At 74.8% G+C, this 20,737-nt stretch carries 20 protein-coding genes; 12 read left to right on the top strand and 8 right to left on the bottom strand.

Going from position 1 to position 20,737, the window contains the following annotated elements; genetic code table 11:
* Positions 1 to 123 precede the first annotated feature (123 nt).
* Complete coding sequence (locus ACGFSH_RS16640) at positions 124 to 915, top strand: spermidine synthase (RefSeq protein WP_393349183.1); 792 nt, start codon at positions 124 to 126, stop codon at positions 913 to 915.
* A gap of 32 nt (positions 916 to 947) precedes the next feature.
* Here the strand turns inward: ACGFSH_RS16640 and ACGFSH_RS16635 are convergent, their stop codons facing one another.
* On the bottom strand, positions 948 to 1,949 hold the full coding sequence (locus ACGFSH_RS16635; RefSeq protein WP_393349033.1) for a hypothetical protein: 1,002 nt from the start codon (positions 1,947 to 1,949) through the stop codon (positions 948 to 950).
* 256 nt (positions 1,950 to 2,205) lie between these two features.
* Between ACGFSH_RS16635 and ACGFSH_RS16630 the strand changes: the two genes are divergently transcribed.
* Positions 2,206 to 2,643 (top strand): DUF4442 domain-containing protein, encoded by a 438-nt coding sequence (locus ACGFSH_RS16630; protein ID WP_393349181.1) that lies wholly within the window; start codon positions 2,206 to 2,208, stop codon positions 2,641 to 2,643.
* A gap of 130 nt (positions 2,644 to 2,773) precedes the next feature.
* Here the strand turns inward: ACGFSH_RS16630 and galU are convergent, their stop codons facing one another.
* Positions 2,774 to 3,706 (bottom strand): UTP--glucose-1-phosphate uridylyltransferase GalU, encoded by a 933-nt coding sequence (gene galU / locus ACGFSH_RS16625; protein WP_393349031.1) that lies wholly within the window; start codon positions 3,704 to 3,706, stop codon positions 2,774 to 2,776.
* A 477-nt stretch (positions 3,707 to 4,183) separates the two neighbouring features.
* Here galU and ACGFSH_RS16620 point away from each other — a divergent pair, with 477 nt between their 5' ends.
* Positions 4,184 to 6,148 (top strand): RICIN domain-containing protein, encoded by a 1,965-nt coding sequence (locus ACGFSH_RS16620; protein ID WP_393349030.1) that lies wholly within the window; start codon positions 4,184 to 4,186, stop codon positions 6,146 to 6,148.
* A 215-nt stretch (positions 6,149 to 6,363) separates the two neighbouring features.
* Positions 6,364 to 7,023 (top strand): DedA family protein, encoded by a 660-nt coding sequence (locus tag ACGFSH_RS16615; protein WP_393349028.1) that lies wholly within the window; start codon positions 6,364 to 6,366, stop codon positions 7,021 to 7,023.
* A gap of 78 nt (positions 7,024 to 7,101) precedes the next feature.
* Here ACGFSH_RS16615 and ACGFSH_RS16610 read toward each other — a convergent pair whose 3' ends face one another.
* Positions 7,102 to 7,629, bottom strand: coding sequence for a gamma carbonic anhydrase family protein (locus ACGFSH_RS16610; RefSeq protein WP_393349026.1), 528 nt, complete (start codon positions 7,627 to 7,629; stop codon positions 7,102 to 7,104).
* Positions 7,630 to 7,822: 193 nt separating this feature from the next.
* Between ACGFSH_RS16610 and ACGFSH_RS16605 the strand changes: the two genes are divergently transcribed.
* A complete protein-coding gene (locus ACGFSH_RS16605; protein WP_393349024.1) occupies positions 7,823 to 8,587 on the top strand; it encodes an acyltransferase in 765 nt (254 codons plus the stop codon).
* Between the two features lie 83 nt (positions 8,588 to 8,670).
* Here ACGFSH_RS16605 and ACGFSH_RS16600 read toward each other — a convergent pair whose 3' ends face one another.
* Positions 8,671 to 9,528 carry an EamA family transporter gene (locus ACGFSH_RS16600; RefSeq protein WP_393349022.1) on the bottom strand — a complete coding sequence of 286 codons (858 nt, stop codon included), beginning with the start codon at positions 9,526 to 9,528 and terminating at the stop codon, positions 8,671 to 8,673.
* Between the two features lie 136 nt (positions 9,529 to 9,664).
* Here ACGFSH_RS16600 and ACGFSH_RS16595 point away from each other — a divergent pair, with 136 nt between their 5' ends.
* On the top strand, positions 9,665 to 10,249 hold the full coding sequence (locus ACGFSH_RS16595; protein ID WP_393349020.1) for a helix-turn-helix domain-containing protein: 585 nt from the start codon (positions 9,665 to 9,667) through the stop codon (positions 10,247 to 10,249).
* 12 nt (positions 10,250 to 10,261) lie between these two features.
* Here ACGFSH_RS16595 and ACGFSH_RS16590 read toward each other — a convergent pair whose 3' ends face one another.
* A complete protein-coding gene (locus tag ACGFSH_RS16590) occupies positions 10,262 to 11,545 on the bottom strand; it encodes a cation diffusion facilitator family transporter (protein ID WP_393349019.1) in 1,284 nt (427 codons plus the stop codon).
* 73 nt (positions 11,546 to 11,618) lie between these two features.
* Between ACGFSH_RS16590 and ACGFSH_RS16585 the strand changes: the two genes are divergently transcribed.
* Positions 11,619 to 11,966 (top strand): ArsR/SmtB family transcription factor, encoded by a 348-nt coding sequence (locus ACGFSH_RS16585; protein WP_393349017.1) that lies wholly within the window; start codon positions 11,619 to 11,621, stop codon positions 11,964 to 11,966.
* A gap of 48 nt (positions 11,967 to 12,014) precedes the next feature.
* Here ACGFSH_RS16585 and ACGFSH_RS16580 read toward each other — a convergent pair whose 3' ends face one another.
* Both ACGFSH_RS16580 and ACGFSH_RS16575 read right to left on the bottom strand, forming a co-directional pair.
* Positions 12,015 to 13,223, bottom strand: a complete 1,209-nt coding sequence (locus ACGFSH_RS16580; protein ID WP_393349015.1) for a 4-hydroxybenzoate 3-monooxygenase — start codon at positions 13,221 to 13,223, stop codon at positions 12,015 to 12,017.
* Between the two features lie 47 nt (positions 13,224 to 13,270).
* On the bottom strand, positions 13,271 to 13,678 hold the full coding sequence (locus ACGFSH_RS16575; protein WP_393349013.1) for a CoA-binding protein: 408 nt from the start codon (positions 13,676 to 13,678) through the stop codon (positions 13,271 to 13,273).
* Between the two features lie 195 nt (positions 13,679 to 13,873).
* On the opposite strand from ACGFSH_RS16575, the gene ACGFSH_RS16570 reads away from it, so the two are divergent.
* From ACGFSH_RS16570 to ACGFSH_RS16550, 5 genes are all read left to right on the top strand, one after another.
* Positions 13,874 to 14,620 carry a hypothetical protein gene (locus ACGFSH_RS16570; protein WP_393349011.1) on the top strand — a complete coding sequence of 249 codons (747 nt, stop codon included), beginning with the start codon at positions 13,874 to 13,876 and terminating at the stop codon, positions 14,618 to 14,620.
* Entirely contained in the window at positions 14,617 to 15,180 is a 564-nt protein-coding gene (locus ACGFSH_RS16565) for a SixA phosphatase family protein (RefSeq protein ID WP_393349009.1), read from the top strand. The genes ACGFSH_RS16570 and ACGFSH_RS16565 overlap by 4 nt, the downstream gene beginning before the upstream one ends.
* A 133-nt stretch (positions 15,181 to 15,313) precedes the next feature.
* Positions 15,314 to 15,940 carry a YigZ family protein gene (locus ACGFSH_RS16560; protein WP_393349007.1) on the top strand — a complete coding sequence of 209 codons (627 nt, stop codon included), beginning with the start codon at positions 15,314 to 15,316 and terminating at the stop codon, positions 15,938 to 15,940.
* Between the two features lie 181 nt (positions 15,941 to 16,121).
* Complete coding sequence (locus ACGFSH_RS16555; RefSeq protein WP_393349005.1) at positions 16,122 to 17,285, top strand: exonuclease SbcCD subunit D; 1,164 nt, start codon at positions 16,122 to 16,124, stop codon at positions 17,283 to 17,285.
* Complete coding sequence (locus ACGFSH_RS16550; RefSeq protein ID WP_393349003.1) at positions 17,282 to 20,305, top strand: AAA family ATPase; 3,024 nt, start codon at positions 17,282 to 17,284, stop codon at positions 20,303 to 20,305. The genes ACGFSH_RS16555 and ACGFSH_RS16550 overlap by 4 nt, the downstream gene beginning before the upstream one ends.
* Here the strand turns inward: ACGFSH_RS16550 and ACGFSH_RS16545 are convergent.
* Positions 20,266 to 20,712, bottom strand: coding sequence for an Lrp/AsnC family transcriptional regulator (locus ACGFSH_RS16545; RefSeq protein WP_329407623.1), 447 nt, complete (start codon positions 20,710 to 20,712; stop codon positions 20,266 to 20,268). The genes ACGFSH_RS16550 and ACGFSH_RS16545 overlap by 40 nt on opposite strands.
* Positions 20,713 to 20,737 lie beyond the last annotated feature (25 nt).

Here is a 20,737-nt window from a genome sequence, read left to right as displayed (position 1 = left end):
CGCGCCGACACGTGGGGGGGCGGGGCCGCGGCCCGGCGGACGGGCCGCGCCCGGCACAATGAGCAGGTGAACGACGAGCCCGTACCCGTCACCCGAGCCGTCGACCACGGCACCGCCAAGCTGATGCCCGACGTCGACCGGGACCGGGCGTGGCTGCTGACGGTCGACGGGGCGCCGCAGTCGTACGTCGACCTCGACGACCCCACGCACCTGGAGTTCGAGTACGCGCGCCGCCTCGGCCACGTCCTGGACGTCGTCGCCGAGCCGGGCCGGCCCCTGGACGTGCTGCACCTCGGCGGCGGCGCGCTCACCCTGCCCCGGTACGTGGCCGCGACCCGGCCGGGTTCCCGGCAGGACGTCGTCGAGTTCGACCGGGCCCTGCTGGACCTGGTCGTCGAGCACCTGCCCCTGCCGTCGCGGGCCGGCGTCGCACTGCACGCGGCCGACGCGCGGGCCTGGCTGGAGGCGGCCCCCGACGACTGCGCCGACGTCCTCGTCGCCGACGTCTTCGGCGGCTCCCGGGTCCCCGCCCCGCTGACCTCCCTCGCCTACGCGCGCGAGGCGGCCCGCGTCCTGCGCGGCGACGGGGTCTACCTGGCGAACCTCGCCGACGCGGCGCCGTTCGCCTTCCTCAGGTCCCAGCTCGCCAATCTGGCCGAGGTGTTCGGGGAACTGGTGCTGATCGCGGAGCCGGCGGTGCTGCGCGGGCGGCGCTTCGGCAACGCGGTGCTGGCCGCCGCGCACCGCCCGCTCGACCTGCCGGCCCTCGCCCGTCGCACGGCCTCGGACGCGTTCCCGGCCCGGGTGGAGCACGGGCCGGGCCTGCGCCGCCTCATCGGCGACGCGCGCCCGGTACGGGACGAGGAGGCCGTGCCGTCGCCCGAACCGCCCGAGGGCGCGTTCGGCATCGGCTGAACGGCCGACGAGCGGCCGGCCGCGGCTCGGCCCTAGTTGTGGGTGGGCGTGCCGTGCAGTCGGACGGTGCTGAGGATCTGCATGATCGTGGCCTTCGGCAGCTCGTCCTTCACGCCCTTGGCCCCGTACAGGTTCCAGGACACGTAGTCGCTGTTGCCGTTCTTGAAGCCGAAGGTGATCGCCTTGCCGTCGCTGTCGCACTTGCCCTTCTGGGGCGTGTTCGTCGACTGCGCCCAGGCGTAACTGCCCTTGATGCCGGAGGCCGTCGTGAAGGGCGTGGCCTTCTTGTCGAAGGTGAGGCTCTTCTTGTCGGGCTCGGTGTAGCCGCCGAACACCCACCACGCGGGCGTGTTGATCGCGATCTCGTCGGTGCTCTTGGCGCCCTCCGCGCCCTTGCTGCCGACCGTGGCCAGGGCGGTGTCCTCGACCTTGCCGTCCTTGTCGGAGTCCACCGAGCACCACTTCGACTTGTACTCGGCCGTGCCTCCCTGGAGGATCCGGTCGTAGCCGTCGGACTTCTTCTTGTCCTCCCACTCGAACCCCTGGCTGAGCCCCGGTGACTGCACCTCCCAGTCGCCCGGCACGTCGAAGGCGATGCCCCACTTGGGGTTCACGACGACCTTCCAGCCGGCGACGGTCGGCTTCTCCGTCTCGCCGCTGCGCGGGTTGTCGTCCGTCCCGGCCGAGGCGGACGCCGGCGCGGAGCCGGAGACCGAGGGGCTGGAACTGCCCTTGCTCACCGGGGCCGGATCGTCGTCGTCTCCGCCCAGCACCAGGAATCCGGTGACTCCGGCGGCCACGACGACGGCCGAGGCCGCGATGATCGCGACCAGCTTGGTCCGGTTGCCTCCGCCCCCGCCGCCGGGCGGCGGTGTGGGCGCGCCCCACATCGGCTGCGTCGCATACGGGTTGGGCTGCTGCTGGTAGCCGGGTTGCTGATACGGATTCGGCTGCTGGTATCCCGGCTGCTGGTACGGATTGTTCTGCGCCTGCGGGTTCTGCTCTCCCCCGGGCGGCTGCTGTCCTGGCCACATGGCCAGAAACCCTAGTGCCGTCCCGGACACGGTTCGGTCACCGCCCCTGGACAGGCATGTACCGAATCGGGACCGGGCGGCGGCGATCCGCGCACAGTGCCCCGGTACTTCCGGAATGCGGGCGTCCGGCGCCGGGTCGCCGCCCGCGTCGCCGGACGGGGCCGTGGGGGAGGGCGGGCGGCCGTGCGGCGAGTGTCACATCGGCTGGTCAGTTGAAGCTACTCACAGGTAACCTCACGGCATGAGCGCAGACCAGATGTCCATCGGCGAGATGCTCGCCGCCACGGTGCCCATGGCCAGGACCCTGAACCTCGAGTTCATCGAGGCCGGCCCGGAACGGGCCGTGGTCGCGCTGCCGGACCAGGGCGACTTCCACAACCACGTCGGCGGCCCGCACGCCGGGGCGATGTTCACGCTGGGCGAGTCCGCCAGCGGCGCGATCGTCCTCGCGGCCTTCGGCGACCAGCTCTCGCGGGCCGTCCCGCTGGCCGTCGGCGCGGAGATCGCCTACCGGAAGCTGGCGATGGGCGTCGTCACCGCCACCGCGACCCTGGGGCGACCGGCCGCAGAAGTCGTCGCCGAGCTCGACGCGGGGGAGCGCCCCGAGTTCCCGGTCGCCATCGAGATCCGCCGCGCCGACGGGGCCGTCACCGGCGAGATGACCGTGACGTGGACCCTGCGCCCCAACGGCTGACCGCGCGTCCCGTCCGCCCCGCCCACGCCTGACCCGGCCACGCGCCCCCGGCGGGCGCCTTCGGACGGCCGATGTCCCGGCGTGCCGGGGGGGAGAGTCGGCCGTCGTCCGGGTCGTCCGGGTCGTCCCGTCAGGCGGCCGGCCGCCTGTGCCGCTCCGCGCCGCCGCCCTCCAGGCCCGCCACGAAGTCCTTGAGCCAGGCGGTGAACTCCGGTCCCAGGTCGGGCCGGTCGCAGGCCAGGCGTACGACCGTGCGCAGGTAGTCGGCCTTGTCGCCGGTGTCGTACCGGCGACCCGAGAAGACCACCCCGCGCACTTCGCCCCGCGCCGCCAGAACCTGGAGCGCGTCGGTGAGCTGGATCTCGCCGCCGCGTCCCGGCCCGGTGCGCTCCAGGACGTCGAACACGTCCGGGTCGAGGACGTAACGGCCGATGACGGCGTACCGGCTCGGCGCGTCCTCGCGCGCGGGCTTCTCCACGAGCCCGGTGACCCGCACGACACCGTCCTCGCCGGACGGTTCCACGGCCGCGCAGCCGTAGAGGTGGACCTGCTCGGGCGCCACCTCCATCAGGGCGACCACGCTGCCGGCGTACCGGTCGCGGACGTCCAGCATCCGGCTCAGCAGTGTCTCGCGCGGGTCGATGAGATCGTCCCCGAGGAGGACGGCGAACGGCTGGTCGCCCACGTGGTTGCGGGCGCACAGCACCGCGTGCCCGAGGCCGAGCGGGTCGCCCTGCCGGATGTGGTGGATGTCGGCGAGCCGGGCGGGGTCGCGCACCGCGTCCAGCCGCACGGTGTCCCCCTTCGCGGCCAGCGCCTGCTCCAGCTCGAAGGCGTGGTCGAAGTGGTCCTCGATGGCCCGCTTGTGCCGGCCGGTCACCATCAGCACGTCGTCCAGACCGGCGGCGGCCGCCTCCTCGACGACGTACTGGATGGCCGGCTTGTCGACGACCGGCAGCATCTCCTTCGGGGTCGCCTTGGTGGCGGGCAGGAAACGGGTGCCGAGACCGGCGGCCGGAACGACCGCTTTGCGGACGCGGGATGCGGAGTGGAGGGCGCTCATGCGGACGATGCTGGCCCGCGCGGATGGGAGTACGCCGGGAGCCGCCTCGGAGCTTCCTGTGCGCCGCCGGACCGCCCGCGGTGGCCAATGGGCCGGCGCGTCGGGGGTGGGCCTCGCCGGTGCGGTGCGGGGCGGGCTGATTCCGGTCGGAGCGGGCGTCGCGGCAGGGGCCGAACTCGGAGATTCCGTGCGTCATCCGGCTTTCCGTATGGGTGAGTTGAGCGTGCCGGTCCGGGGCATTTTCGAATACGGGTGCGGCTACCGCCGGTAACTTATCTGAAATTCCCTCGCTTTGAACTTGGGTCACTCGAACTCCTTGTTTCCTGTCAGGAGCGTGTGCGAAGGTGAGCCTCCCCTTACGGATGGGTCCGATCGGGGCAACGTTCCTGGTCAGACCAAAGGTACGCACCAATCCGGCACCTGCTTTCCGACGACGTGTTTTCCGTGCCGTTCGTCGGCTTGGAAGGAAATGGTTCCGTGCAATCCCCCAACCCCCCACGCCCGCCCCACCCGCCCCGCCCCGGCTGGACTCCCGGGGATTCCGACCCCGAACTCGTCGCACGGCTCGCCGACCCCGACGGCCGCGCCGCTGCGATAGCGCTGCTCTTCGCCCGTCACTGGCGACCGGCCCACGACTACGCCACCGTCTGCCTGGCGGGCACCGAGGACACGGCGCGCCTCGTGGCCGCCGCCGCCTTCCACGACGTGCTCGGCCGGCTGGCCGACGGACGCACCGGCGGGGCCCTGCGTCCCCAACTCCTCGTCGCCGTACGGGAGACGGTGCGGGAATGGGCCGGCGAGGACAAGGTCGCGGACGTTCTGCCGGAACTGCGGAAAACCGTCGGCGGCCGCGGACTGCGCGCCGCGCGCCCGGTGACCGCCGAAAGGCGGCAACTGGCGGAAAGGTCTTTCCAGTTGCTGCCGTCCGCCTCGCAATGCCTTCTGTGGCACACCGAGGTGGAGGCGGAACCCATATCCGTACCGGCCGGTCTGTCGGGGGTGGACGGCATCGCCGCACCCGCCGCTCTGGAGCAGGCGAGGGAACAATTGAGGGCGGGTTGTGTACGCGCCCACCGGGAACTCGCGCCGACGAGCGAATGCCGCTTCTACAACCGTCTCCTCGACGTTCCCCTGCGGCGCGGGGGAACGCTGCTGCCCGACGTCCGCCGTCATCTCGCGCACTGCCGCTTCTGCCGCCACGCCGCCGAACAGCTCAGCCACTTCGACGGCGGACTGGACGTGCTGCTCGCCGAGACCGTGCTCGGCTGGGGCGCGCGCCGCTATCTCGACTCCCGGCCCGCGCGCACGTCCGCGGACCCCTCCGACGCACCGGTGCGTCCGGCCGGGGCGCTCCGGCCCGCCGGCGGCGGCCGGCACCGCACCACCTCCGCGGGTCTGCTCGACCTGCCGGGCAGGCGTCCCCGGGCCGTGCTCGTCGGCGTGGGGCTGACCTCCCTGGCGCTGCTCGCGACCGTCTTCGCGGCCAAGGGCTGGTCGGACGACGGCGCACCCGCTCCCGGCGCGACCTGGGGCGCGCCCGTCGGCCGGACCAGCACCCCGGCCGACGGCGGGCAGCGGTTCCCCGGCGGCTCCCGCGACGCCCCGCCCTCCGGCTCCCCGTCGGCGGCCTCCGCCTCCCGCAACGTCGAGATCGCGCTCGGCGGTCTGAGGGGCCCGGACTCGACGCTCTGCCTCGACGCCTCGGGCGGCCGGGCCGAGGCCGGCGTGGGGCTCGTCCTGGCGGACTGCTCGGCGGCCGCCACCCAGCAGTGGACGTTCCAGCACGACGGGCTGCTGCGCAGCGCCGCCGATCCCACCCTCTGTCTGGCCGCCGACCCGGGCCGGCGCACGACCGCCCTGGCCCCGTGCCTGGTGCACGCGGGCGAGACGTTCTTCGATCTGACCGTCCGGGGCGAGCTGTTGCTGCGCCGCGACGACGAACTCACCGTCGCACGGGACGCCGAAGGGGCCGGGGCGTCGGTCGTCGTCGCCGGACGGGACGGCTCGGCCGGACAGCGGTGGGTCTTCGACACCGCCCGGACGGCGCCCGGCGCCCCCGGCCCGCAGGTGCGCAGGCCGGCGGACCCGCCGGCCGTGGACGCCCCGGACTCCTCCCGGTCCCCGGCCCGTCCGGCCGCCCCCGCGAGGCCCGGCGGCGGCCCGACCGCGGCGCCCGACGGCGTTCCCGCGCCCGGCGGGTCGGCTCCGTCCGGTCCGGGACTGCGGGCCGGGATCGCCCAGGTCGGCTGCTGCGACTCCCCGGCCGGCCCGGGTTCCCCGGCAGTGCCGGCCGAGCCCGCCGGGCCGGCCGCCGCCACCCTGGTGAACGCCCTGCCCGCGCCGGCCGCCGAAGCCGCCGAGGCCGTCACGACCGAGGTGTCCCGCGTGCTCGGCGGGATCGGCGGGGACGTGCGGACGGCGGGCGCTTCCCAGGGGCGTTGAACCGGCGACCGCCGTCAAGCCGAAGGAGGGGCCGCACGAGGGGATGGCCCCTCCTTCTTCCTTCACCCCAACCGTGGGTGGACGTCCGCCCTCCCGGCGCCGGTGGCCGTCCGTGCCCCGGTCGCCGGCACCGGAGGGCGGACCGGCTCGAGGCGACCCGGTAGGCTTCCCGGGAAGGGCGACAGGGCCGGGACGTCAAACGGGAGGAACCCGCGGTGCACGTGCAGGAATGGCTCGACACGGTGCCCGCTGCGGCCGTCTACGCCGTGGTCGCCCTGGTCATCGGCCTGGAGAGCCTCGGCATTCCGCTGCCCGGCGAGATCGTCCTCGTCTCGGCCGCGCTGCTGTCCTCCCAGAGCGGTGAGGTGAACCCGGTCGTGCTGGGCGCGTGCGCCACCGCCGGCGCCGTGATCGGCGACTCCATCGGATACGCCATCGGCCGCAAGGGCGGACGACCGCTGCTGGCCTGGCTGGGGGCGAAGTTCCCCCGCCACTTCAGCGAGGGCCACATCGCCACCGCCGAGCGCTCCTTCGAGAAGTGGGGCATGTGGGCCGTCTTCTTCGGCCGCTTCGTCGCCCTGCTGCGCATCTTCGCCGGACCGCTCGCGGGCGTCCTGCACATGCCGTACTGGAAGTTCCTCACGGCCAACCTGCTCGGCGGCATCGCCTGGGCGGGCGGCACGACGGCCGTCATCTACTACGTCGGCGTCGTGGCGGAGTCCTGGCTGAAGCGGTTCTCTTGGCTGGGCCTGGTGCTGGCGGTGCTCATCGGCCTCACGTCGATGCTCGTCATCAAGCGCAAGGCCAAGCGCGCCACGCAGGAGACCGCCGAAGCGGAGGCCGGGGCCGAGCCCGCGGTCGCCGCCGAGCAGTAGGCCGGGCGCCGCTCAGCGGGCGAGCGGCAACGGGCGCGGCGCCCCCGGACGGCGCCCGCGCCCCGGCGACGCCGGCCCCTACTCGTGGATCTCCCCGTGGGCCTTGGCCAGGTCCGCGTAGAGCGTGCCGTTCAACGTCACGCCCTGCCGCTCCTCCTCGCTCAGCTCCCGCTTCACCTTGGCCGGCACCCCGGCCACCAGTGATCCCGGCGGGACCCGCATCCCCTGCGGCACGAGCGCCTGTGCGGCGACGAGCGAACCGGCCCCGATGACGGCCCCGTTGAGCACCGTCGCCCCCATGCCGACGAGGCAGTCGTCGCCCACGGTCGCGCCGTGCACCACGGCGTTGTGACCGACCGAGACCCGCTCGCCGATCGTCACCGGGAACCCGGGGTCGGCATGCAGCGTCACGTTGTCCTGGATGTTGGCGTCCGCGCGGACGGTGATCCGTTCCACGTCCCCGCGCACGACCGCCCCGTACCAGACACTGGCCCCCGCCTCCAGGGTGACGTCCCCGATCACCGAGGCGGTCGGCGCCACGAACGCCTCCTCGTGGACCTGGGGTTCCCTGCCGCCGATGCCCACGATCAGCGCCCTGTGCGTCATCACCGTCTCCTCGCGCCCGACCCGCCACGAACTTCCACGACCCGACCCGCCCGCGCGCGGGTCCGTCGATGTCCGGCCGGTTCCGTCGGTTCCGTCGGTTCCGTCGTTTCCCCGCACCGTACGCCACCGGGTGGGGCGAAGATCACAGGCCCTTCGGCCGTCGGCCGCAGTGCGCGCTGAGTACGGTGAGCGGGTGCCGAAGCGCAAGAACACGTTCTCATCATGGCGGCGCCGACAGGTGCAGCGCGCCGTCCACGCGGGCTGGTCCTGGGTGCAGCGCACGGCCTCCGTCACCGCCGAGCGGCCGGGGCGCCTGCGCTTCGGCTCGATCGGCGTCGGTACCCGGCTCGCCTTCCCCCTCGGCACGGTCTTCGGGGAGCCCTGGATCCACCTCGGCGCGCACTGCATCGTCGGCGAGCAGGTGACGCTGACCGCGGGTCTGATGCCCGACCTCGACCTCGGCCCGGACCCGATCCTGCGCCTCGGCGACGGCGTGGTCCTCGGCCGCGGCAGCCATGTCATCGCCGACACGACCGTCACCATCGGCAGCGACTGCTACTTCGGCCCGTACGTGTACGTCACCTCCACCAACCACTCCTACGACGATCCGCACGAGCCGATCGGCAAGCAGTGGCCCCGCATGGAGCCCGTGGAGATCGGTCCGGGGTGCTGGATCGGCACGGGCGCTGTGATCCTGCCGGGAGCGCGCATCGGGCGGAACGTCGTCGTCGCGGCCGGCGCGGTCGTGCGCGGGACCGTGCCCGACCACGCCGTCGTCGCGGGGGCCCCCGCCAGGGTCGTCCGGCGCTGGACGCCCGCCGACGGCTGGCAGCCGCCGCTGCGCAGCCCCGCCCCGGTGCCGATACCGGACGACGTGACGCCCGGCCAGCTGGTCGCGCTCTCGGAGCTGGACGAGGAGACCGTGGCGAAGCTGGCCCGGCTGGAGCCCGGCAGCTGATCCGGGGGCCGGAGCGCGGCTCCCCGGCGGGCATGCCGGCCGCGGTGGCGTGCGGCGGGCGGCCCCCGGGCGGGACAACCCGGCTAGCCGGTGGCCAGCAGCAGGGTGCCGAGCAGGGCCAGTCCCGCGCCCGCCGCCTGGACCGCGCGCAGCCGTTCGCGCAGGAAACCGCGCGCCGCCAGAGCCGTCACCACCGGATACAGCGAGGCCAGCACGGCGGCCACCGTGACCGGCCCGTGCTGGGCGGCGACGGCGTAGGTGCCGTTCGCGGCGACGTCGGCGAGACCGACCAGCCCGTACGCGGGCAGCGAGGCCAGGGGCAGACCGCCCTCCGGCAGCGCGGGCGCCCCGCGCCGGACGGCGACGTACAGCGCGGCGCCGCCTGCCGCCACGTTGGTCACGCGCTGCACGAACAGGGCGAGGAACAGCCCGGTGACGGTCGTGGAGGCCTCGGTGATCAGCACGAACACCGTGCCGAAGCCGAGCGCCGCGACCAGCGTGAGCAGCACGGCCCGCCGCTGCACCGGCGCGCCCCGCAGCTGCGGACCGCCCGCGAGGACGACCCCGACGACGGCGACCGCGATGCCCGCGACCTGGACGAGGCCCGGCCGTTCGCCGAGGACCAGCCCGACCGAGACCGGCACGGCGACGCCGAGCGCGGCGAGCGGGGACACGACCCCCATGGGACCGAGCGCGAGCGCCTTGTAGAAGGAGAGCAGGGCGACCGGCCCGACCAGCCCGGCGGCGACCGCGAACCACAGCCTCGGGCCGGCCTCGCTCCAGCCGCCGGTGACGACCACGACGCCGCCGAGGACCAGGGCCGCGATCGACTGCGAGACGACCACCACGGTGAGGGCCGGGGCGCGCCGGGTCAGCAGACCGCCGCCGAAGTCGGCCAGGCCCCACAGGAGGCTGGTGGCCAGGGCGAAGAGTGCTGTCACGGGTCCCTCGCAGTACAGTTCGGTGCACGATCGGGTGCACCACACCGTAGTTCAGGAAAGTGAACTCTGTCATCCATCATGTTGGACTCCGGGTTCCTGGCGGAACCGGATGGAAAAGGGCGGAACAGGAAGCCACGTGTCGGACCTCGACCTGCTGACCCAGTCCCTGGCGCGCAACGTCAAACGGTGGCGCACCGAGCGCGGCTTCACCCTCGACGCGCTCGCGGCGCGCGCCGGGGTCAGCCGCGGCATGCTGATCCAGATCGAGCAGGCCCGCACCAATCCCAGCCTCGGCACGGTCGTCAAGATCGGCGACGCGCTCGGCGTCAGCATCACCACCCTGCTCGACTACGAGCGCGGCCCGAAGGTCCGCATCGTCCCCGCCGACCAGGCGGTGCGGCTGTGGCACACCGACGCGGGCAGCTACAGCAGGCTCCTCGCGGGGGCGGAGGCGCCGGGTCCGCTGGAGATGTGGGACTGGCTGCTGATGCCCGGGGAAAGCAGCGGTTCGGACCCGCATCCGCTCGGCACCGTCGAGATCGCCCATGTCACCGCCGGCGAGCTGACCCTCACCGTCGACGGCACCGAGCATCACGTCCCGGCCGGCGCGAGCGTCACGTTCGAGGCCAACGCCGCGCACCGGTACGCCAATCTGGGCGAGACCCCCATGCGGATGGTCCTGACGGTCTCGGTGCCGCCGCCGGCGCCCGCCCCGCACTAGACGCCCGAGCGTTCACCCTCGCGTCCGCGCGGCCGGCTCTCCTGGGCGCGCGTCCGCCTGCCGTCCCCGCGTCCGCGCCGGGCCGTGGTGGGCGAGGAGGAGGTGTGGGTCGCCCTCGCCCGGCGCCGGCGCCGGGTCCGCGTGGACCAGTGCGGCCGTCAGGCGCGGCACGGCGTGCAGAAGCGCGTGCTCGGCCGCGACGGCGATCCCGTGCGCCTGACGCACCGTCGCCTCCCCGTCGACGACGACCGCAACCTCGGCCCGCAACCGGTGCCCGATCCAGCGCAGCCGCAACTCGCCCACTCCGCGCACCCCTTCGACCTCCCGCACCGCACGCTCGGCCCGGTCCACCAGGGCGGGGTCGACGGCGTCCAGCACCCGCCGGAACACCTCCCGCGCCGCGTCCCGCAGCACCAGCGCGATCAGCGCGGTGATCGCCAGCCCCACGACGGGGTCCGCGAGTCGCCATCCCAGTGCCGATCCGCCCGCGCCCAGCAGCACCGCCAGCGAGGTGAACCCGTCGGTGCGCGCGTGCAGCCCGTCCGCGAGCAGTGCGGCCGAACCGATCGAACGGCCCACCCGGATCCGGTGCCGTGCGACCCACTCGTTGCCCGCGAAGCCCACCAGCGCCGCCACGGCGACGGCGCCGACATGGTCGACGGGGCGCGGATGCAGCAGCCGTGCGACGGCCGCCCACCCCGCGAAGAGCGCCGACGCCGCGATCGTCAGCACGATCACCAGCCCGGCGAGGTCCTCGGCACGGCCGAAGCCGTAGGTGAAGCGGCGGGTGGCCGCCCGGCGGCCCAGCACGAAGGCGATCCCGAGCGGCACGGCCGTCAGCGCGTCCGCCGCGTTGTGCACCGTGTCGCCGAGCAGCGCCACCGACCCGGACAGCACGACCACCACCGCCTGCGCGACGGCCGTCGCCCCCAGCACCGCCAGCGACACCCACAGCGCGCGCATGCCACGGGCCGACGACTCCAGGGCCGCGTCCAGCTTGTCGGCGCTCTCGTGGGAGTGCGGGGTGAGCACGTGGGCGAGGCGGTGGCGCAGACCGCCGGGGGAGAGGGGGGAACGCGGGTGCGGGTGCGGGTGCGGATGCGGATGCGAGGGGTCGGGACGGTCGTGCGCGGGGGCGTCCGCCGGGGTGCCGCCGTGCCCTCCCGCGTGCGCGTGGCCGTACGCGTGCGGGCGCCCGGGATCGGGCGGGCCCGGATGCCCGTACGCGTGCGTGTGCCCGTGGCCGGGCGGGCTCGTGCGGTCGTGTCCCGGTGCGTGGTCGTGCCGGTCGCCCACGTCGGTCCCCTTCCGTGCGCGCAGGTGGACGCGGCCGCGCCCGGACGGCCATTATGTGCATATGAGCGCACGCATGCACCTCTCAACTGCGCACCATGCGCATCCGCGCACGCCCGGCGAGGAGCAGTTCGCGCTCGCCGCCGAGCTGCTCGCCCTGCTCGGCGACCGCACCCGGCTCACCCTGCTGCACGCTCTCGCCTCCGGTGAGGCCGACGTGAGCACCCTGACCGAGCGCTGCGAAGCGGCACGCCCGGCGGTCAGCCAGCATCTCGCGCGGCTGCGGCTGGCCGGGCTGGTGAACACCCGCAAGGAGGGCCGCCGGGTGATCTACTCGCTCTCCGACGGCCATCTGCGCCGCCTCGTCGACGAGGCGCTGAACGTGGCGGACCACCGGCTCGCCGACCGCCCGGCGCACGACTGACCTGCTGCACGCGTGCGCGGCGTGCGGCGGGGCCGGGGTGGTCGCGCGTCAGTAGCGTTCAGCGGCGCCGAGGTACTGCTCCGCGAACGCGGCCGCGGCGGCCGGGGACGTGAACAGGCGGCGCAGCCGGGCGAACGTCGTGCCCGCGCGGAACGGGTCCGCGGCCGCGCTCCCGTGGAAGACCTCGGACAGCCACTGCGAGAACTCCTGGTAGTCCCACACCCGGCGCAGACAGGCCTCCGAGTAGCCGTCCAGGCCGCTCCCGTCGCCGTGCTCCAGACGGGCGACGAGGGCGTCGCCCAGCAGGAACGCGTCGTGCAGGGCGAGGTTCATGCCCTTCGCCGCTATGGGCGCCACGAGGTGGGCCGAGTCGCCGGCCAGGAAGAGCCTTCCGTAGGTCATCGGCTCGACCACGTAGTCGTGCAGGTCGAGCACGCGCTTCTCGATCAGGGGGCCCTCCGTGAGCGGAGGCGCGTCCGCCGCCTCCAGCCGTCGGCGCAGCTCGGACCAGACCCGGTCGTGGGGCCAGTCGTCCGGGTCGTCACCGGGCGGGCACTGGAGGTAGTAGCGGGTGACCTCGGGGCTGCGGGCCATGTGCCCGGCGAACCCGTCCGGATGGACGCCGAACAGCACGCAGTCGCCGGAGGGCGGGGCCTCGGCGAGCAGCGCCAGCCAGCCTATGCCGTAGTCGTGACGGGCGATCCGTGCCTGTCCGGGTGGCAGCGCGGCCCGCGACGCACCGCGCGGGCCGTCCGCGCCGACGACGAAGTCGCAGGTCAGCGAGTGCCGTTGGCCCGTCTCGGGGCAGGTGTACGTGACGGACGGGCGAGCGGTCTCGAGGTCGTGCAGGGCGACGTCGCGCACCGAGAAGCGGGCGTCGCCCCCGCGCACGTCGACGTACTCGCGGACCAGGTCCGTGACGAGCAGCGGCTGCGGGTACACCCAGTGATGACGGCCCGTCAGTTCCGTGTAGGGGAAGCGGTACCGCTCGCCGCCGAAGCGGAACTCGCACGACGAGTGCCGCTCGGCGCGTTCGGAGAGGTCGTCCGCGAGGCCGCGGCGCTGCAATGAGCGCACCGCCCACTCCTCGACGACTCCGGCCCGGGGCCGCCGCTCAATGAACTCGCGGCTCTCCGCCTCCAGTACGACACAGTCGACGGAGGCGGCCCGCAGGATGTTGCCGACGGTGAGACCCGCCGGGCCCGCGCCCACGACGACGACCGGGACGTGGCGGGGGGAAGGGGAGTCGGTGGTCACGCGCCCATTATGGGCGGGCGGTTGCGGCCGCCTCGCGGGGCGGTGCGTCAGGCCAGGCGGGGGATCTCGATCGCGGGGCAGCGGTCCATGACCATGTCGAGACCGGCGGCCCTGGTGCGGTCGTAGGCGGCCTCGTCGACGACGCCGAGCTGGAACCACACCGCCCGAGCGCCCTTGGCCACCGCCTCGTCGGCCACGGCTCCCGCCAGGTCGCTGTTGACGAAGACGTCGACGACGTCCACCTCGAAGGGGATGTCGGCGAGCGAGGCGTATCCCTGCTCGCCGTGCACGGCCTCCGCCTTCGGATGGACGGGCACCACCCGCTTGCCGAAGCGCCGGAGCACCTCGGCGACCCCGTACGCCGCGCGCCCCCGGTTCGTCGACAGGCCCACCACGGCCCACGTGTCACCGGTTGCGGTGAGGATCTTCCGGATCGTCGCCTCGTCGCCGTACACCGGCAGCCTCCTTGGCAGTCTGGCAGTGATTTGCCAGTCTGAATTGGTCAGAATCGTTCATGAACGGTCGAAATAACTTCTGCATCGAACAGGATCCGACGCGGGCTTCAACAGTGTGCGACGGATCCTGATTCCTGACCCCGCCTTTGCGGCCCCTGCCTGCGGATTCGCCCGCGTCCGCCTAGGCTCGGGCACGTGCTGCGCCTCATCGACGCCCGAACCGGCGAACCCGCCCTCGCCGCCCCCGTCCGGCGGGGCCTCACCCGTGTAGAGGCCCACGCCTCGGGATACGGGGCCGCGTCGCTCAGGGTGCTGCTCGTCGCGGATCTGCTGGTGCGCGCGCTGGAACTGGGCGGCACGCCCGCCTGGCTCCTGCTCACCGGAGACCGCGACCAGGCCGAACTGCGGGCCGGCGCGACCGCCCTCGGCATGCACCCCTTCGAGGACGGCCGGGACCTCGGAGCCGGTGTGGGCGAGGCGCAGATCCTGCGCGTGGTCGGCGAGGACGCCCCGACCCCCGACGACGGGCTGCGGATCGCGGTCGCACCGGCCGAGGGCGCCGTGCCCGGGGCCGCGGAGCGAAGAGCGGCGCCGGACGCCGACCCGGCCGTCCTGCGTCTCGCGCTGCTCTCCGCGCCCCGCACACAGCCGCTCCGGCTCGACGCGACGGCGCTGGCCGAGGCCCGTGCCACCCTCGCACGCTGGCGGCGGACCGTCGCCGACTGGGCGCGGCAGCCGTCGCGACCGGTCCCCGAGGAGCTTCGCGCACGGCTGCGCGCCGCCTGGGAGGACGACCTCGACGTGCCCGAGGTGCTGCGCGTGCTGCGGTCGGTGCGTGACGCCGGCCCCGACCTCCCGGCGGGCGCCCGCTTCGAGACGTACGCCTACGCCGACCGCCTGCTCGGCCTGGAACTCACCCGCGACCTCGGAGCCCCGGCATGACCGCGCCCGGCGCAGGATCGCCGGACGGCGGGGCGCCGGACGGCGGCGCCCCGCGGCGGCTGATCGTGCTGCGGCACGCCAAGTCGGCCTGGCCGCACGGCGTTCCGGACCACGAGCGGCCGCTCGCCCCGCGCGGCCTCAGGGACGCTCCGGCGGCCGGCCGCGCGCTCGACGAGGCCGGCTGCCGCCCGGACCTCGCCCTGTGCTCCACCGCCGTCCGCGCCGGCCGGACCTGGGAACTGGTCCACGCCCGCTGGGAATCGCCGCCCCCCGTGCGCTTCGATCCGCGGCTCTACGGGGCGGACGCGGCCGCCCTCCTGGACGTCGTCCGCGAGACGCCCGACGAGGTCGGCACCCTGCTGCTGGTCGGGCACAACCCCGGCCTCGAGGAACTCGTCCTCGACCTGGCTGGGGAGGCCCTCGGCGACGCGCTCGACCAGGTGCGGCTGAAGTTCCCCACGTCGGCCCTCGCCGTCCTGACCTGGCACGGCCCTCACTGGAGGGCGCTGACACCCGGCACGGCCCTGCTCACCTCGATGACCGTGCCCAGGGGCGCCTGACCGGCGCGCGGAGGCGGCCGGCCGGGCCGCCCGTGATCATGGCCGTCTTCGCGATCGTCGCCGCCGGCCCCCGTAGCGGCCCGCGGATCACCGCGCGCGAGTCGGCGCTCCGGTCACCGCATAGGCTGACCGGATGCAGGACGAGTACCGCACCGTCGCCCGCGCGGGCGTGCACGAGACCGAGGTCAACCGGTCCCGTTTCCTGTGCGCCCTCGCCCCGGCCGCCACCGAACGGGAGGCTCAGGACTTCCTCGCCTCCGTCCGCAAGGAGCACGCCGACGCCACCCACAACTGCTGGGCGTACGTCATCGGCGCCGACGCCGCCGTGCAGAAGGCGAGCGACGACGGCGAGCCCGGCGGCACGGCCGGCGTCCCGATGCTGCAGATGCTGCTGCGCCGCGACATGCGCTACGTCGTCGCCGTCGTCACCCGCTACTACGGCGGCGTCAAGCTCGGCGCCGGGGGCCTGATCCGGGCGTACGGCGGCGCGGTCGGCGAGGCGATCGACTCCCTCGGCGTCCTCACCCGCCGCCGCTTCCGGCTCGCCACGGTGACCGTCGACCACCAGCGCGCCGGCAAGGTGCACAACGACCTGCTCGCCACCGGACGCCAAGTGCGCGACGTCCGTTACGGCGAGGCCGTGGCCATCGAGATCGGCCTGCCGGACGCCGAGGTGGCCGCCTTCCGCTCCTGGCTGGCCGACGCGACCGCGGGCACGGCCGGCTTCGCGCTGGGCGACGAGGCCTACGGGGACGTGTGAGCGGGACGGACGACGGACGACGGGTGCGGGTGGCCTGCGGTCGGTGGTGTGTGTGAGGTGCGCCGCGTTCGACGGCGGGGTGGGTGACATATCCGAAAAGTCCATATGTGGCGGCCGTCATGACGGTGCGATACGGGAGTAACCGCCCGTGCTGTCGGACCCGGCCGTTAGTCTCGGGATCATGAGGCTCCTGCACACTTCCGACTGGCATCTCGGCCGGGCGTTCCACCGGGTGAACATGCTCGGCGCCCAGGCCGAGTTCATCGGTCACCTCGTCGCCACCGTGCGTGAGCGCGAGGTCGACGCGGTGGTCGTGTCGGGGGACGTGTACGACCGCGCGGTGCCGCCGCTGGCCGCGGTCGAGCTGTTCGACGACGCCCTGCACCGGCTGGCCGCTCTCGGGGTGCCCACGGTGATGATCTCCGGCAACCACGACTCCGCCCGCCGGCTCGGCGTCGGGGCCGGCCTCATCGGGCGCGCGGGCATCCACCTGCGCACGGATCCGGCCGCCGCCGGCACGCCCGTGATCCTGACGGACCCCTTCGGCGACGTCGCCTTCTACGGCCTGCCCTACCTCGAACCCGCCCTGGTGAAGGACGAGTTCGGCGTGGACAGCGCCGCCCACGAGGCCGTCCTCGCCGCCGCGATGGACCGGGTCCGCGCCGACCTCGCCGCCCGCGCGCGGGGAACGCGCTCCGTCGTCCTCGCCCATGCCTTCGTCGCCGGCGGCGAGCCCAGCGACAGCGAACGCGACATCACCGTCGGCGGCGTCGCCTCGGTGCCCGCCGGCGTCTTCGCCGGAGTCGACTACACGGCGCTCGGCCATCTCCACGGCTGCCAGACGATCACCGAGCGGGTGCGCTATTCGGGCTCCCCGCTGCCCTACTCCTTCTCCGAGAGCGCGCACCGCAAGACCATGTGGCTGGTCGACCTCGGGGCCGGCGGGGAGATCACCGCCGAGCGCGTCGACTGCCCCGTGCCCCGCGCGCTGGCCCGCATCCGGGGAACCCTGGAGGAACTGCTCGCCGACCCCGCGCTCGCCCGCCACGAGCAGGCGTGGGTCGAGGCCACGCTCACCGACGCCGTCCGCCCAGCCGACCCCATGGCCCGCCTCGCCGAGCGGTTCCCGCACACCCTCAGCCTCGTCTTCGCCCCCGAGCGCGCACCCGACGACCCCGGTGTGTCCTACGCCCGCCGCCTCGCCGACCGCAGCGACCAGGAGATCGCCGAGGACTTCGTCGCCCACGTGCGGGGGGCGGGGCCCGACGCGCGCGAGCAGGGCGTGCTGCGCGACGCCTTCGACGCGGTCCGCGCGGACGACATGGCCGGGGAGGTGGCGCGGTGAGGCTGCACCGGCTCGACCTGACGGCCTTCGGCCCCTTCGGCGGCGCCCAGAGCGTCGACTTCGACGAGCTCTCCGCCGCCGGCCTCTTCCTGCTGCACGGGCCCACGGGCGCGGGCAAGACCTCCGTCCTCGACGCCGTGTGCTACGCCCTGTACGGCTCGGTGCCGGGCGCCCGGCAGAACGGCCAGGGCACGAACCTGCGCAGCGACCACGCCGCGCCCGGCACGCGCACCGAGGTCACCCTGGAACTCACCGTCGCGGGACGCCGGCTGGAGATCGCCCGGCAGCCGCCCTGGGAGCGGCCCAAGAAGCGCGGCGCCGGCACCACGGTCGACAAGGCCCAGAGCCTGCTGCGCGAGTACGACACCGCCACCGGCGCCTGGAAGGACCTCAGCCGCTCCCACCAGGAGATCGGCGAGGAGATCACCCAGCTGCTCGGCATGAGCCGCGAACAGTTCTGCCAGGTCGTGCTGCTGCCCCAGGGCGACTTCGCCCGCTTCCTGCGCGCCGACGCCGAGGCGCGCGGCCGGCTGCTGGGCCGTCTCTTCGACACCGGGCGGTTCGCCGAGGTCGAGAAGCGGCTGGCCGAACGGCGGCGGGCCACCGAGGCACGCGTGCGCGAGGGCGACGCCGCGCTGCTCGCGGAGGCCCACCGGATGCAGCAGGCGGCCGGCGACGCCATGGAGCTGCCCGAGCTGGCCCCCGGCGAGCCGGGCCTGGCCGGCGCGGTGCTCGCCGCGGCCGCCGTCGCCCGCAGCACCGCCCGCGAGCTGCTGACGACCGCGCACTGCGGCCGCCTCGCCGCCGAGTCCGCGCAGGCCGCGGCCGAGCGGGAGCTGGCCGACGTCCGCGAACGCGACCGGCTCCAACGGCGGTTCGCCGAGGCGCGCGAGAGGGCCGAGGCGCTGCGGGAGCGGGCCGGAGCCCACCGGGAGGCGCAGACGCGCATGGAGCGGGCGCGCAAGGCGGAGACGGTGGCCCCGGCCCTGGACCTGCGCGAGGCCGCCGACGCCGAGCACCGGGAGGCGGCGGCCCGCGCCGCCCGCGCGCGTGCCCGGCTCCCCGAGCCGTTCGCCGACTCCGGCGCCGCCGGGCTCGCCGCGGCCGCCCGCCGGGCCGCCGAGGAGCTGGGCGGTCTGGAGTCCGCCCGCCGGGGCGAACGGCGCCTCGCCGACCTCGCGGCGGAGCGGGCGGACCTGGACCGGCGGGAACGCGACGACGAGGACGTCCTGACGGAGGCCGAGACCTGGCTCGCCGGCTGGGACGCCGTCCGCACGGATCTGCGCGCCCGGATCGAACACGCCCAGGAGGCCGCCGCCCGCGCCGAACAGCTCGACGGGCGGCGCGAGCCCGCGCGCCGGCGCCTGGAGGCCGCCCGGCGGCGCGACACGCTGACCGGCGACCTCGACGCCGCGCGACAGGCCGCCCTCGCCGCACGCGACCGGACGCAGTCGGCCCGCGAGCACTGGCTCGACGTCAAGGAACAGCGCCTCAGGGGCATCGCCGCCGAACTGGCCGCCACCCTCGCCGACGGCGAGCCCTGCACGGTCTGCGGCGCCACCGAGCACCCCGCGCCCGCCCGCAAGGACGCCGGGCACGTCGGCCGCGAGGCCGAGGAGCGGGCGCTCGCCGCCTACCGGCGCGCCGAGGAGAGCCAGGCCGAGGAGGAGCGTGCGCACGGCCTCCTGCGGGAGGCGCTCGCCGCCGCCACGGCCGAGGCCGGCGACGCCCCATCGGACCGGCTCGCCGCCGAGGCCCAGGAGGCGGAGCAGGCCTATGCGCAGGCCCGCGCGCAGGCCTCGGCGCTGCACCCCGCGCGCGAGGAACTGCGCCAGGCCGAGCAGGAGCACGAGCGCCGTGCGCAGGCCCAGCGTGAGGCGGCCGTCAGGTCCGCTTCCCGGGTGGGCCACCGTGAGCGCATGGAGCGCGAACGGCTCGCTCTGGAGGAGGAGTTGACGAGGGTGCGCGGGGCGGCGGACAGCGTCGGCGCGCGGGCCGCCGAGCTGGAGAGCCGGGCCGCCCGGCTCACCGAGGCGGCCGAGGCCGCCCGCGCCGCCGAGGAGAGCGCCGAGCGGCTCAAGGCCGCCGACGGCCGCCTGGACGAGGCCGCGTTCCGGGCCGGCTTCGACACGCCGCAGGCCGCCGCCGACGCCCTCCTCGACGCGACTGCCCACCGCGAACTGCAACGCCGCCTCGACGCCTGGCAGTCGGAGGAGGCCGCCGTACGGGCCGCCCTCGCCGAACCCGACACGGTGGCGGCGGCCGGGCTGCCGCCCGCCGACCTCGCGGCCGCCGAACGCGCCGCGGCCGAGGCGGCCGAACGGCTGCGCGCGGCCGCCTCCGCCCAGGACGCCGCCGCCCGCCGCTGCGCCCAGCTCGACGAGCTGTCCGCGCGCGCGCAGAGCGGCGTCCGCCGGCTCGCCCCGCTGCACGAGGAGTACGACCGGGTGGCCCGGCTGGCCGGTCTCGCCGCGGGCACCTCCGCGGACAACGAGCGCAAGATGCGCCTGGAGGCGTACGTCCTGGCGGCCCGGCTCGAACAGGTCGCCGCCGCCGCGACCGCCCGGCTTCAGCGCATGTCCTCCGGGCGCTACACGCTGGTCCACTCCGACGACCGGGCCGGGCGCGGCCGCAGCGGGCTCGGACTGCACGTCGTCGACGCCTGGACCGGCCGGGAGCGGGACACGGCCACGCTCTCGGGCGGCGAGACGTTCTTCGCCTCGCTCGCGCTGGCGCTGGGCCTCGCGGACGTCGTCACCGACGAGGCCGGCGGCGTCCGGCTCGACACCCTCTTCATCGACGAGGGCTTCGGCAGCCTCGACGACCAGACGCTCGACGAGGTCCTCGACGTCCTGGACTCCCTGCGCGAACGCGACCGCAGCGTCGGCATCGTCAGCCACGTGGGCGACCTGCGCCGTCGCATCCACGCCCAGCTGGAGGTCGTCAAGGGCCGCTCGGGGTCGACGGTGCGGCTGCGGGGCTACCGGCCGAGCGGGCGGCGGGGGAGCGGCGAGGAGTAGACCACGCTCGTGGTGACCGACCCGAGCGCGCCGATCCGGCCCGACACCTCCTCCAGGTGGCGCATCGACCGGGCGGTCACCTTGATCACGAAGCAGTCGTCGCCCGTCACATGGTGGGCCTCCAGGATCTCGGGCGTCACGGCCACCAGGTCGTGGAACGGCTTGTAGTTCCCGTTCGGGTAGCGCAGCCGCACGAACGCCAGGATCGGCAGGCCCAGCCGCTCGGGGTCCACGACGGCCGCGTACCCCTGGATGACACCCGCCTCCTCCAGCCGTCGCACCCGCTCGGTGACGGCGCTCGCCGACATCGCCACGGCACGCGCCAGGTCGGCGAAACTGGCCCGTCCCTCGCGCTGGAGGACCTCGAGGATGCGCCAATCGGTGGCGTCCGGGGAATACGCGGTCATCCCCGATGATTAGCAGGGGATTCCC

The organism is Streptomyces sp. NPDC048481 (assembly GCF_043200075.1).
Lineage (GTDB): Bacteria > Actinomycetota > Actinomycetes > Streptomycetales > Streptomycetaceae > Streptomyces.
This window is presented reverse-complemented; position numbering and strand designations above follow the sequence as displayed.

Excerpts from the sequence above, each read along its gene's own strand:
- galU (WP_393349031.1), bottom strand. The coding sequence starts at position 3,706 with ATGAGCGCCCTCCACTCCGCATCCCGCGTCCGCAAAGCGGTCGTTCCG.
- ACGFSH_RS16585 (WP_393349017.1), top strand. The coding sequence starts at position 11,619 with ATGCACCTCTCAACTGCGCACCATGCGCATCCGCGCACGCCCGGCGAG.
- ACGFSH_RS16555 (WP_393349005.1), top strand. The coding sequence starts at position 16,122 with ATGAGGCTCCTGCACACTTCCGACTGGCATCTCGGCCGGGCGTTCCAC.
- ACGFSH_RS16640 (WP_393349183.1), top strand. The coding sequence starts at position 124 with ATGCCCGACGTCGACCGGGACCGGGCGTGGCTGCTGACGGTCGACGGG.
- ACGFSH_RS16630 (WP_393349181.1), top strand. The coding sequence starts at position 2,206 with ATGTCCATCGGCGAGATGCTCGCCGCCACGGTGCCCATGGCCAGGACC.
- ACGFSH_RS16560 (WP_393349007.1), top strand. The coding sequence starts at position 15,314 with ATGCAGGACGAGTACCGCACCGTCGCCCGCGCGGGCGTGCACGAGACC.
- ACGFSH_RS16545 (WP_329407623.1), bottom strand. The coding sequence starts at position 20,712 with ATGACCGCGTATTCCCCGGACGCCACCGATTGGCGCATCCTCGAGGTC.
- ACGFSH_RS16610 (WP_393349026.1), bottom strand. The coding sequence starts at position 7,629 with ATGACGCACAGGGCGCTGATCGTGGGCATCGGCGGCAGGGAACCCCAG.
- ACGFSH_RS16635 (WP_393349033.1), bottom strand. The coding sequence starts at position 1,949 with ATGTGGCCAGGACAGCAGCCGCCCGGGGGAGAGCAGAACCCGCAGGCG.
- ACGFSH_RS16565 (WP_393349009.1), top strand. The coding sequence starts at position 14,617 with ATGACCGCGCCCGGCGCAGGATCGCCGGACGGCGGGGCGCCGGACGGC.